Annotated in this window: 14 protein-coding genes; 9 read left to right on the top strand and 5 right to left on the bottom strand. The window is 40.1% G+C overall.

From position 1 onward, the window contains the following. The first annotated feature begins 91 nt into the window (after nt 1-91). Nucleotides 92-520, top strand: a complete 429-nt coding sequence (locus tag I573_RS01920; RefSeq protein ID WP_016184884.1) for a hypothetical protein — start codon at nt 92-94, stop codon at nt 518-520. Nucleotides 521-733: 213 nt separating this feature from the next. Here the strand turns inward: I573_RS01920 and I573_RS11485 are convergent, their stop codons facing one another. From I573_RS11485 to I573_RS01910, 3 genes are read right to left on the bottom strand one after another with little or no spacing between them, the layout of a single operon-like run. Next, on the bottom strand, nt 734-895 hold the full coding sequence (locus I573_RS11485) for a hypothetical protein (protein WP_016184883.1): 162 nt from the start codon (nt 893-895) through the stop codon (nt 734-736). 12 nt (nt 896-907) lie between these two features. Further along, nucleotides 908-1258: a hypothetical protein gene (locus I573_RS01915; protein ID WP_016184882.1), complete on the bottom strand. Its 351-nt coding sequence runs from the start codon at nt 1256-1258 to the stop codon at nt 908-910. A 12-nt stretch (nt 1259-1270) separates the two neighbouring features. After that, nucleotides 1271-2287 (bottom strand): lactonase family protein, encoded by a 1017-nt coding sequence (locus I573_RS01910; RefSeq protein ID WP_016184881.1) that lies wholly within the window; start codon nt 2285-2287, stop codon nt 1271-1273. Nucleotides 2288-2411: 124 nt separating this feature from the next. Between I573_RS01910 and I573_RS01905 the strand changes: the two genes are divergently transcribed. The 3 genes from I573_RS01905 to pnp all read left to right on the top strand — a co-directional run bounded on the left by I573_RS01905 (nt 2412) and on the right by pnp (nt 6309). After that, nucleotides 2412-3587: an AI-2E family transporter gene (locus I573_RS01905; protein WP_016184880.1), complete on the top strand. Its 1176-nt coding sequence runs from the start codon at nt 2412-2414 to the stop codon at nt 3585-3587. A 130-nt stretch (nt 3588-3717) separates the two neighbouring features. After that, the gene (gene rpsO, locus I573_RS01900; protein WP_016184879.1) at nt 3718-3987 is read left to right on the top strand and encodes a 30S ribosomal protein S15; all 270 of its coding nucleotides are present in this window, start codon (nt 3718-3720) and stop codon (nt 3985-3987) included. Between the two features lie 171 nt (nt 3988-4158). After that, complete coding sequence (gene pnp, locus I573_RS01895) at nt 4159-6309, top strand: polyribonucleotide nucleotidyltransferase (RefSeq protein ID WP_016184878.1); 2151 nt, start codon at nt 4159-4161, stop codon at nt 6307-6309. Between the two features lie 42 nt (nt 6310-6351). On the opposite strand, the gene I573_RS01890 is transcribed toward pnp, so the two are convergent. Next, nucleotides 6352-7044, bottom strand: a complete 693-nt coding sequence (locus I573_RS01890; RefSeq protein WP_016184877.1) for an amino acid ABC transporter permease — start codon at nt 7042-7044, stop codon at nt 6352-6354. Continuing rightward, nucleotides 7044-7895 (bottom strand): transporter substrate-binding domain-containing protein, encoded by an 852-nt coding sequence (locus I573_RS01885; RefSeq protein ID WP_016184876.1) that lies wholly within the window; start codon nt 7893-7895, stop codon nt 7044-7046. Before I573_RS01885 ends, I573_RS01890 begins: the two co-directional genes overlap by 1 nt. Before the next feature lie 148 nt (nt 7896-8043). On the opposite strand from I573_RS01885, the gene I573_RS01880 reads away from it, so the two are divergent. The 5 genes from I573_RS01880 (at nt 8044) to sufU (ending at nt 12397) form a co-directional block, all read left to right on the top strand. After that, complete coding sequence (locus tag I573_RS01880) at nt 8044-8445, top strand: zinc ribbon domain-containing protein (RefSeq protein WP_016184875.1); 402 nt, start codon at nt 8044-8046, stop codon at nt 8443-8445. Between the two features lie 177 nt (nt 8446-8622). Further along, nucleotides 8623-9396 (top strand): Fe-S cluster assembly ATPase SufC, encoded by a 774-nt coding sequence (gene sufC, locus I573_RS01875; protein ID WP_016184874.1) that lies wholly within the window; start codon nt 8623-8625, stop codon nt 9394-9396. A 14-nt stretch (nt 9397-9410) separates the two neighbouring features. Next, nucleotides 9411-10697 carry a Fe-S cluster assembly protein SufD gene (gene sufD, locus I573_RS01870; protein WP_016184873.1) on the top strand — a complete coding sequence of 429 codons (1287 nt, stop codon included), beginning with the start codon at nt 9411-9413 and terminating at the stop codon, nt 10695-10697. A gap of 1 nt (nt 10698) precedes the next feature. Then, complete coding sequence (locus I573_RS01865; RefSeq protein WP_016184872.1) at nt 10699-11931, top strand: cysteine desulfurase; 1233 nt, start codon at nt 10699-10701, stop codon at nt 11929-11931. Next, nucleotides 11918-12397: a Fe-S cluster assembly sulfur transfer protein SufU gene (gene sufU / locus I573_RS01860; protein WP_016184871.1), complete on the top strand. Its 480-nt coding sequence runs from the start codon at nt 11918-11920 to the stop codon at nt 12395-12397. The genes I573_RS01865 and sufU overlap by 14 nt, the downstream gene beginning before the upstream one ends. The last annotated feature ends 1 nt before the right edge of the window (nt 12398 follow it).

The raw sequence follows: 12398 nt of genomic DNA, 5'->3' as shown, positions 1-12398 counted from the left end.
ACGTTTGATTCGTTGCATCTTTTTTCATTTGCACAGTGTTATAAAACACGGTAAACTAAACTATAGAAACAAGATGGAAGGAACGAATACTATGAAAAAACCAGATTTAGGTTACTATATTTCAATGGTCAACACGATCGTAAACGATACTGAAAAAATTGGAAGTACATTGAATCCCTCTTTTGAAGAAATCCGTTTGGCTATCGACGAAGACAAAACATCAGAAATTCCAGAAAATCGTTTAGCTGAGATCGTAGCAGAATTTCAAAGTGGAACAGACAAATACAAATTGATGCTAGAAAAAATCAGTACTTTACGTCCACCAGCACGTATCTTAGGAATCCATAAAAAATTTGAACGCTCGTATATGGCTTATGTGGCAGGTTGTGAAGAGATGGTACTGAGTTTACAGCCTAAAGTAGATATCGAAGCCTTTAATGCAGCGGAAGCAAAACAAGATGAAGCAACTGATGAAATCGCGGTCAGCATCCAAAAAATGACGCAAATGTTGATGCGTTAATACTAAAAAACGAGAATAATTTAATGAAACTATTAGCGGATTTTCAAGTAACACGATAAAATCCGCGTATAATAGGTCTATAACCAACAATAACCTTTTTATTATATTTACTCATCCCAATGGGTAAATACTCCTTTTTTCCGCTAGGTCTAACCATCCTAGTGGTTTTTTTTATACCAAAAAAGCGTGTGACAGAATTCTGTCACACGCTTTTTAATTTTCGATATTTCGGACATAGTCTTCAAAGTAGCTTAAAAGTTGTGCTTTCACTTGTTGGTATTCATCTTCAGAATAGTGCTTATCTTCTAGTTTGATGGTCAATCGAGGCAGTGAAAGTTCTTTTTGTAGCCGAGTTAACACGTCTTCTTTTGTCATCTAACACACTTCCTATAATAAATTAAAAGAATCGTTTACGATTTCAAAAGCTTCTCGCATTTGACGAACGCGATTTTTCAATGAAGCGAAATCATCGTTGTCGTGAAATAGCACTTGCTTTAGTTCAAAATAAAAGGTATCAAATGCATTCACAAAATCAGAGATTTCTTGTGTTTGCAATTCGGGAAAGACGTCACAACGAACATATGCTTTTTCTGCGATCGCATAGATTTCAGCGGTGGTTAAAAGCGCCAATTGTTCGTTGAAGCGTCTTGTCGTAACCAATTCACTAACAGCATGTGATTTATTATAAATATTTGAAAAGTCTTTTACGATCAATTCTTTGGGTGTTTTTCCAAACATAGAAAGCCTCCTTTACGCAAGTGCAACACAGACACATTCTGGTGCAAAGACGTCTTTTTGTTCTAGTGTTAATTTACCTGTATCTGCATCACGACTAAATAATGTTAGGTTATCTGAGTTTTGATGTGCACAAATAAGAAAATCTTCTGATTGATTAAAGTTAAAGTCACGTGGGATATCCCCTTCTGTAGCGATACGTTGGACAAGTGTAAGTTGACCATTTTCCGCTACTTCAAATACAGCAATCGAATTATGCCCACGGTTTGATGCGTAAACGAAACGGCCATCTTTTGATACACGGATAGCAGCGCCACCGTTAAATGCTGTATAGTCTTCTGGTAATGTAGATAATTTTTGTTGTTGCGCAAATGCACCCGTTGTTTCATCATATGAAAGAACGGTTACAGTACTGTCTAATTCACCAAATAAGTAAGCAATTGGTTTAGTTGGATGGAATGTGATATGGCGAGGGCCAGTTCCTGGTTCAGCTTTATACGTAGAAACTAACGTCAATTTTCCTTCAGTTGACACATCGTACGTATACACGCGATCTGTTCCTAGATCACACGCGACTAGGCGTTGATCAGGTGTCAAATCAGAATAATGCGCATGCGCATGGTCTTGGTTTTCATGAGGGCCGACTTCTTCAGTATGGACTACAGAATCCGTTAACGTTAATGAACCATCTTCATTGATTTTATAAACGGTGATCTCACCTTTATGATAGTTCGCACCGTAAACAAGTTGACGAGGCTCATCGATAGCTACGTAACAAGGAGATGCACCTTCAGCTGTAACAGAATTCAATTGATTAAATGAAGGATCATAAGCGGTGACGCCGCCTTTACCATCGATAGAAGTCACCGTATACACATTACCTGCAACACTTTTTGCCAAGTAAGTTGGGCCACTTTCTTTTGTTAAAAGAGTTAAATCAGTCAATTCTTTTTTGTCTGTATCTAAAGCAATCTCATAGATTCCTTCACTTTCACGTTTTGTGTACGTGCCTAATAAAAATTTTTCAATCATTCGTATGCCTCCTGTAATCAAAGATAACGCTATTGTACCATATGAGAAGAGCAGTCGCTAAAAAAGCGTTCCCAAATCAAGAATATGCTATAATAGACCAAATAGTCGCAAAGGGGGAATTCGGTTGGACAAGCAACCAAAATCGACAACACAGCGAACGACTTCGTGGTTTTGGAAGTGGTTTTTAAATAATCAAGTCGTTACAGCACTACTCGTTGTCTTATTGTTACTTTTGATTTTATTCGTCTTTACTAAAGTGGCGTATTTATTTGAGCCTATTGGACAGTTTTTATCGGTAGTGGGGTTACCGATCGTATTATCAGGGATTTTATATTATTTAATGAATCCAGCTGTTAATTTCTTAGAAAAAAAGGGAGTCAAACGACTCTATAGTATTATTTTACTATTTGTCGTCGTCATTGGATTGATCGTATGGGGCGTCGTGGTGATCATTCCGGAGATTCGTGATCAAACGGTCAGTTTTGTGGATAATTTTCCATCTTACATGAAGACCGCTGAAAAAGGTGTCGATGAATTATTTTCTGATCCGATCTTCAAACAATTCCAAGAGCAAATTGCCTCATCTAGTGAAAAACTACTTTCTTCTGTGACAGACGTCGCAAAAAATGTCTCGAAAAGTACGTTCCAAAATATTGGGAATTTCTTTGGTGCTGTGGCTACGATCACCGTGGCCATTATCACGATGCCGTTTATCTTATTTTATCTATTAAAAGATGGGAAGAAATTGCCGACGTATTTGGTTAAATTTTTACCAACAAAATTTCGTCAACCAACATTGGTCGTATTAAAAGAAATGAACGATCAAGTCTCTTCTTATATTAGAGGCCAACTTACTGTCGCGTTCTTGGTCGCTGTGATCTTTATGATCTTGTTTTCGATCATTGGCTTAGATTATGCGATTACACTAGGAATCGTAGCTGGTGCATTGAATTTGATCCCGTATTTAGGTTCATTTTTAGCAATGGTTCCTGCTGTATTTTTAGGGATCGTAGGTGGACCGGTTTTATTAGTAAAAGTTCTAGTCGTCTTTGTTATCGAGCAAACGATCGAAGGGCGGTTGATCTCCCCATTAGTTTTAGGAAGTCAATTATCGATTCATCCTGTTACGATCTTATTTGTTTTATTAACGTCAGGTAAATTATTTGGATTAGCTGGAGTCATCTTAGGGATTCCTGTCTATGCAGCAGCAAAAGTTGTGATTACTCACGTTTTTGAATGGTATAAAACAGTTTCGAATCTTTATGAAGACGAGCACATTGAGGAACAAAAAATCGAATAATCAAACTTGCATTTTTTAATAGAATCAAGTAAAGTAGTAATGTGTGAAAACACGACCCACGTCTTGGTTTGACGAATCACCAACGTTTTACTCAGTCGCTGGGAAATATTATGAAGAGGTGGAATTACAAATGGCAATTTCAAAAGAACGCAAAAACGAAATCATCGCTCAATACGCACGTCACGAAGGAGATACTGGTTCTCCAGAAGTACAAATCGCTGTATTGACTGAAGAAATCAACACATTAAACGGACATATCCGTGAACACAAAAAAGATCACCATTCACAACGTGGACTAATGAAAAAAGTTGGTCACCGTCGTAACTTATTAGCTTACCTACGTAACAATGACGTAGCACGCTACCGTGAATTGATCCAATCTTTAGGATTACGTCGTTAATCAAACGAATGAAAAAAGTGAGGTTCAAGCGAATCTCACTTTTTTTTGATAAAAACCCCCCGCTATGACCGTGTGAAACGCGCACTACTAACCAAATGAAAGCAAAAAAATAAGTTTTATGTTTTCATTTGTTTAGTAGCAGACGCAACGGGTAGCAGAAAAGGAGAAGTTATGACAAAGCAAGTATTTAGTACAACTTGGGGCGGACGCCCTTTATCAGTTGAAGTCAATCAACTAGCCAAACAAGCCAACGGAGCGGTATTAGTACGTTACGGCGATACGGTAGTTTTGAGTGCAGCTGTAGCTTCGAAACAAGCAAAAGATACAGATTTCTTCCCATTGACGATCAATTATGAAGAAAAAATGTATGCAGTAGGGAAAATCCCTGGCGGGTTTATCAAACGCGAAGGTCGTCCAAGTACAGATGCAACACTAACAGCGCGCTTGATCGACCGTCCGATCCGTCCGATGTTTGCGGAAGGGTTCCGTAATGAAGTTCAAGTAACGAATATCGTGATGAGCGTAGAACAAGATTGTTCACCATCGATGGCGGCAATGTTAGGTTCTTCATTGGCTTTAGCGATCTCAGATATTCCATTTGATGGCCCAATCGCAGGTGTTGATGTAGGTCGTGTCAATGGTGAATACGTGTTAAATCCAACGGTAGAACAAAATGAACAATCAGACATCCAATTAACGGTTGCTGGAACAAGTAAAGCGATCAACATGGTAGAATCTGGAGCGAAAGAAGTTTCAGAAACCGATATGTTACATGCTTTATTATTTGGACATGAAGCGATCAAAGAAATCGTAGCGTTCCAAGAAGAAGTCGTAGCAGCTGTTGGGAAAGAAAAAATGGACGTTACACTTTTACAAGTGGACGCAGATCTTTCGAAAGAAGTATACGACGCGTACTATGGAACAATGAAAACTGCCGTTATGACAGAAGAAAAATTAGCACGTGAAGAAGAAATCGAACGTGTGAAAGAAACAGTTAAAGAAATCTATGCTGAGAAAGCAGAAGCATTAGAAGCTGAAGAAGCAGCACGTATGATCAAAGAGATCAAACAAATCGCAGAAGATCTTGAAAAAGATGTGGTTCGTGAATTGATCACGATCGACAAAATCCGTCCAGATGGTCGTAAATTAGACGAGATCCGTTCATTGGCTTCAGAGGTTAAATTATTGCCACGTGTTCATGGTTCAGGTCTATTTACTCGTGGACAAACTCAAGCGTTGTCTACATGTACATTAGCGCCTTTAGGAGAACACCAAATCATTGATGGTCTAGGAGTGGAAGAGTCTAAACGATTTATCCACCATTATAACTTCCCTCAATTTTCTGTAGGTTCTACTGGTCGTGCCGGTTCACCAGGTCGTCGTGAAATCGGACATGGTGCATTAGGTGAACGTGCCTTAGCACAAGTGATCCCTGATGAAGCACAATTTCCTTACACGATCCGTTTAGTTGCCGAAGTATTAGAATCAAATGGTTCTTCTTCACAAGCAAGTATCTGTGCTGGAACATTAGCACTTATGGATGCGGGTGTGCCGATCAAAGCCCCTGTAGCGGGTATTGCCATGGGTCTTGTATCAGATGGTGAAAACTATACGATTTTAACTGATATCCAAGGTCTAGAAGATCACTTAGGCGATATGGACTTTAAAGTTGCTGGAACCAAAGATGGAATTACAGCACTACAAATGGATATTAAAATCCAAGGGATCACAGAACAAATCTTACGTGAAGCTTTAGATCAAGCCAAGCAAGCACGTATGGAAATTTTAGAAGAATTAACATCAACGCTTGCAGAACCTCGTGAAGAACTAAGTGAGTACGCACCGAAGATCGAAATGATCCAAATCGAACCATCTAAAATCAAAGATGTCATCGGTAAAGGTGGCGATACGATCAATAAGATCATCGAAGAAACTGGCGTGAAGATCGATATCGATCAAGATGGTAATGTATCAATCGCTTCAGCAGATGCGGCAATGATCAAACGTGCAATCGAAATCATCGAAGAATTAACGAAAGAAGTTAAAGTCGGTGAAATCTACATGGGTAAAGTCGTTCGTGTTGAAAAATTCGGTGCGTTCGTAAACTTGATCAAAGGAAAAGATGGGTTACTTCACATCTCACAAATTGCGCATGAACGTGTGAACAATGTTGAAGATGTCTTAAAACTTGGTGATGAAGTTGAAGTAAAAGTAACTGAGATCGATCGTCAAGGTCGGGTCAACTTATCACGCAAAGTGTTATTAGAAAAACCTGAAGAGAAAAAAGAAGAAGCTGCACCTCAAGCAGACGATAAAAAATAAGTATGAAAAAGCCTTTCAGTCTCAAAACTGAAAGGCTTTTTTTTATCGTTGATCTTCTGCTGAGATCCCCATATTTTTTAATAAGCGTGCTTCTGCACGTTTTTGGATCGCACCGATCAATAAACACATCAACCAGTATAAAACACCGACTAGAATGTACATGCTAAAGAAATCAAATTTACGACCACCAACGATTTTGGCTAGTTGGAAAATATCCGGCACAGAAATCATTGCGGTCAAAGACGTTCCTTTTAACACATCCATCGCCACGTTCCCAAGTGCTGGAACGGCAGTGACAAAGGCTTGTGGAAAAACAACTTTTCGCATGAGCTGACTATACGTAAATCCTAAAGAATATCCAGCATCTCGTTGGCCAACGTCCACGCCTGCTAAAGCGCCACGATAGATCTCAGTTAAAAAGGCACTACTTGAAAGAGAAAAACTCAAACAGCTCGCTTCGATCGCGCTCAACTGAATCGGTAAACCAAAATAAAATAAAAACAACAATACGATCATCGGGATCCCGCGTAGAAACGATACATAAAAACGGATCAGATAGCGAATCGGTGCAATTGCCCGTTCAAGTAAGATCGTCAAGATGATCGCGATGAGATTTCCGATCAAAAAACTAACGAGAGCAATTCCTAAAGTGTAGGGAATTCCTTTTAATACATAAGGTAATGTCTCAAAAATTAGTTTAAAGTCGATCGTGGGTACATAAAGAGTCGCCCGCATTAGTCGTTCACTTCAAAGGTTTTTGTGATCGTTTCAGTTGGTTTTTCAGTAATATCTGCATTGTAATAGTTGTTTGAGATTTTTTGGAGTGTGCCGTCTTTTTTCATTTCGGCTAAAGTATCATTGATATGTTGGATCAATGTTGTACTTTCTTTTTTCATGAGGAACCCCGAAGAGTCTAAGTTGAAGTATACACCAGGTAAGATTTTTACTGGTACGTCTGGCATCGCGGCGATGGCCATTTTTTGTAGATAGTAATCATTTAAGATCACGTCGGTTCTACCATTTGCTACATCTGTTAAATATTGATCGTTTGTGGCGTTGTCATAGTTGACAAGTGTGGCGCCCATTTGTTCTGCGATTTTCATATAATTTGTGGTGGCTTCACCAGCAGCTTTTTTTCCTTTTAGATCGTCAAAATCTTTAATACCGGAATCATCGCTTTTTCTTACGATCATGCTACCGAATGAATATTTGATTGGTGTGCTCAAGGTGAATTGCTTTTCACGTTCTTTGTTGACACCCATATCGTTTGCGATTAGATCTGCTGATCCGTTTTGAACCGCGGCAAGTGTTCCGTCGACATTGTATTCCTTAAATTCTGGCTTTAGATCCATCCGTTTGGCTACTTCTTTGATCACATCGATATCATATCCTACTAATTCGTTGTTGTCGTTGTGGTAGGATGCTGGATAAAGAGTTCCTGAAGTGGCGACGGTCAGTGTTTTGTTTTTTTCGATCGCATCCCAATTCTTATCTGATGAAGAAGATGAATCGTTTTGGCTTGAACATGCGCTCAAGACACCCAAAGTCGTTAGTGCAAGTAATGCTAATCCCCATTTTGCTTTCATGTAATTCCTCGCTTTATTCTTTTTTCAACAACGTGTTCAATTTAATCGTTTTCTCCTTGTCTTGTCAAGTTAAAAAACTAGATTTTTATTTTTCCAAGCAGAAAACTATGCTAAAATAAACAGAATCGAATGAAAAAGGAGCCAATCAATGAAATTTATTCAAGCTTATCAAAACTTGATGCGTGGTCGTTATGGTCGCTTTGATTTTTTGAATCGAGTAGTGGTCGTCATAGCCTTTGTCTTATGGCTAGTGAGTGCTTTTCCTGCGTTGAGTTTTTTACGGTGGATCGTTATCGTGCTTTTTGTTTATGTATTCTATCGATTTTTTTCAAAACGGATCCATTTGCGTTTAAATGAAAATAAAAAGGTCCATCTAAAATTCCAACAGTTAGATGCTAAATTATTCAAGCGGAAACAAACAAAAACAGCAGTCACACAACTGTATTTTGAATGTCCTCATTGCCATCAAAAATTACGGGCACCAAAAGGCAAAGGCAAAATCAAAGTGACTTGTTCGACGTGTAAGCAGGTTTTTATCAAAACAGTTTGATTTCTTAAGAATGATTATTAAATGAGTATGATTCGTTAAATGGTATAAAAAAGCCATTTAACGTTTTTTTTAGCTACAAATCAGAAAATTTTCAGAACTTTTAGAGAGTTGCGATTGAAGTTCATTCTCAATTAGTCTACAATGAGAGAGAATATAAAAGCCATTGGAGGGAATTACATGTCAGTTTTAGAAATCAAAGATCTACATGTTTCAATCGAAGATAAAGAGATCCTAAAAGGGGTCAATTTAACTATCAATACAGGAGAGATCCATGCCATCATGGGACCAAACGGGACCGGTAAATCGACTTTGTCAGCTGCGATCATGGGTAATCCAAACTATGAAGTGACACAAGGTGAAATTTTATTCGATGGCGAAAATATATTAGAGCTTGAAGTAGATGAACGTGCACGCTTAGGTTTATTCTTAGCGATGCAATACCCAAGTGAGATTCCAGGGATCACGAATGCTGAATTTATGCGTGCAGCGATCAATGCCAAACGTGATGAAGACGATAAGATCTCTGTGATGCAATTTATTAAAAAATTAGATCAAAAAATGGATCTATTGAATATGCCTGAAGAAATGGCAGAACGCTATTTGAATGAAGGCTTCTCAGGTGGAGAGAAGAAACGTAATGAGATCTTACAATTGTTGATGTTAGAACCAACATTTGCTATTTTAGATGAGATCGATTCAGGACTAGATATCGATGCCTTAAAAGTTGTCGCGCGTGGAATCAATGAAATGCGTGGGGAAAACTTTGGTTCATTGATCATTACCCATTACCAACGCTTATTAAACTACATCACACCAGACGTTGTGCATATCATGATGGAAGGTCGTGTCGTCATGACTGGAGACGCGGATCTTGCCCGTCGCTTAGAAGCTGAAGGGTATGCGGGAATCAGTAAAGAATTAGGAATCGACTATAAAGAAGAAGAAGCGTAAGGAGGAGATTGCAGATGAAAAAAGACTTACAAGCACATCTTGATGCCGTCATGACTTATGCTGCATTACGTGAAGAACCTGCATGTTTAACTGACTTACGTAAACAAGCGCTAGCGATTGTCGACACGCTAGCTTTACCAAAAATCGAGCGCGTTCGTTTTGAACGTTGGCCGTTATTTGAGATCAATGAAGCGACTTTACAAGGTGAAAGCCAAGTCGAAGCCAACGTCCCTTCATTTGATGCGTTAGCTGATCATCCTTTACTTGTCCAACAAGATGAAGTGACAGTTTTTGAACAATTGCCACAAGACTTGATCGATCAAGGCGTGATCTTTACCGATCTCTTTACAGCAGCAAGTGAGCATCCAGAACTTGTCAAAGAGTACTTGATGACCAAAGCCGTAAAACTAGATGAAGATAAATTAACCGCAGCGCATATCGCCTTTTTAACAAGTGGACTATTTGTTTATGTCCCAAAAAATGTCGTCATCGAACAACCACTAGAAGCTTTATTTTATCAACAAGCCAACAATCCAGCGCATTTCTTTAAACATGTGTTGATCGTTGGAGAAGAAAATAGTGAGTTTAGCTACCTAGAACGCTTTATGACGACTGGAGAAGACGCGGTCAAAGCATCAGCGAATATCATTGTTGAAGTCATCGCAAAAGCAGGCGCAAAAATCAAATTCTCGGCTATCGATCAATTAGGCGAACAAGTGTCGACCTATATGAACCGTCGTGGTTATTTGATGCGTGATGCGTCGATCGATTGGGCGATCGGGGTCTTAAACGATGGCAATGTGATCGCAGACTTTGATTCTGATCTAGTCGGTGAAGGTTCACACGCGGAAGTCAAAGCAGTCGCGATCAGTGCTGGACGCCAAGTCCAAGCGATCGATACGCGCGTGACGAATAAAGCGAAACATTCGATCGGACACATTTTACAACATGGCGTGATCCGTGAAAAAGGTACATTAACATTCAATGGGATCGGTCATATCTTAAAAGGGGCAAAAGGTGCTGATGCGCAACAAGAAAGTCGTGTCTTGATGCTTTCTGACCAAGCCCGTGGCGATGCAAATCCGATCTTATTGATCGATGAGAATGAAGTCACTGCAGGACATGCAGCCAGTGTTGGTCGCGTGGATCCTGATGAAATGTATTATTTATTAAGTCGTGGGATTCCCAAAGCTGAAGCAGAACGTTTAGTGATCCGTGGTTTCTTAGGTTCAGTCTTAACGGCGATCCCAATCAAAGCAGTCCAAAAAGAATTAGTGGACGTTATCGAAGGGAAGTTATAGTATGTTCGATGCCAATGAGATTCGTAAGGACTTTAAGATCCTAGATCAAACCGTCAATGATGAAGCATTGGTATATTTGGACAATGCGGCGACGACTCAAAAACCTCAAGCGGTACTCGATGCGATGGATCGGTATTATCATTATGATAATGCCAATGTCCATCGTGGCGTGCATACCTTAGCCGAACGGGCAACAAAAGCGTATGAAGAGGCGCGCGAGACATTACGTGGCTTTATCAATGCCAAAGACACAGCGGAGATCTTATTTACCAGAGGAACGACAACAAGTTTAAACTGGGTCGCGCAAAGCTACGGGGCATTTGTGAATGAAGGCGATGAGATCTTGATCTCTTATATGGAACATCATTCCAATATCATCCCTTGGCAACAATTGGCCAAACGTAAAAAGGCGATACTACGCTATATCGAGATCACAGAAAACGGCGAACTCGATCTAGCAGATGCTAAAGAAAAGATCAATGCTAAAACGGCGATCGTTTCGATCACTCATGCCTCAAATGTACTGGGTGTAATCAATCCAATCAACCAGTTGGCAAAATGGGCACACGAACATCAAGCGGTGATCGTAGTCGATGGCGCACAATCGACACCTCATATGACCGTCGATGTCCAAGCACTCGATGTCGATTTCTTTGCCTTTAGTAGCCATAAACTATGTGGTCCAACGGGAATCGGTGTCTTATATGGCAAACGGGCTTTACTCGAACAAATGGAACCAGTCGAATTTGGTGGCGAGATGATCGATTTTGTTGAATTACAAGACAGTACTTGGAAAGAACTGCCTTGGAAATTCGAAGCCGGTACGCCAAATATGGCAGGAGCCATTGGACTAGCGGCAGCGATCGAGTACTTACAAGCGATCGGACTCGATACGATCCATAACTATGAAGCAAGTCTAGTCGAGTATGTCTTACCCAAACTTGCGGCGATCGACGGCGTGACGATCTATGGCCCACATGACGTGTCTAAACACACGGGTGTGATCAGCTTTACGATCGATGGGATCCATCCACACGATATCGCGACTGCTCTTGATATGGAAGGCGTTGCGGTACGCGCTGGACACCACTGTGCGCAACCGTTGATGAAACGTTTAGCGGTCTCATCGACTGCTCGTGCTAGTTTTTATTTTTACAATACCAAAGAAGAATGCGATGTCTTCTTAACAGCCATCCAGGCAACAAAGGAGTTTTTCCAACATGGCGCTTTCTAAATTAGATAATTTATACCGTCAAGTGATTTTAGACCATTCTAGTCATCCCCATCATCATGGCACACTCGATACTAAAGACCATCAGATCGAGATGAATAATCCGACGTGTGGCGATGTCATCCATCTAGAGTTAGAATTAGAAGACGACCGCATCAAGAATATTGCCTTTTCAGGTAATGGCTGTTCGATCAGTACGGCCAGTGCGTCGATGATGACCGATGCTGTTTTAGGCAAAGACTTAGATGAAGTGCAACACTTGGCAACCGATTTTTCAAAACTTGTCCAAGGAAAAGACGTGGAGGACCTAGATGGATTAGGCGATGCGGCGATGCTCGGTGGGGTCGCAAAATTCCCTGCTCGGATCAAATGCGCGACGTTGGCTTGGAAAGCACTTGAAAAAGCCCTTCAAGATCCAGAAACTGGGATCGGTGAAAGTGGCTATATCCATAACATTACAGAGGAGTGAA

Source organism: Enterococcus sulfureus ATCC 49903 (genome assembly GCF_000407605.1).
In the GTDB taxonomy this organism is placed as follows: Bacteria; Bacillota; Bacilli; order Lactobacillales; family Enterococcaceae; genus Enterococcus_G; species Enterococcus_G sulfureus.
This window is presented reverse-complemented; position numbering and strand designations above follow the sequence as displayed.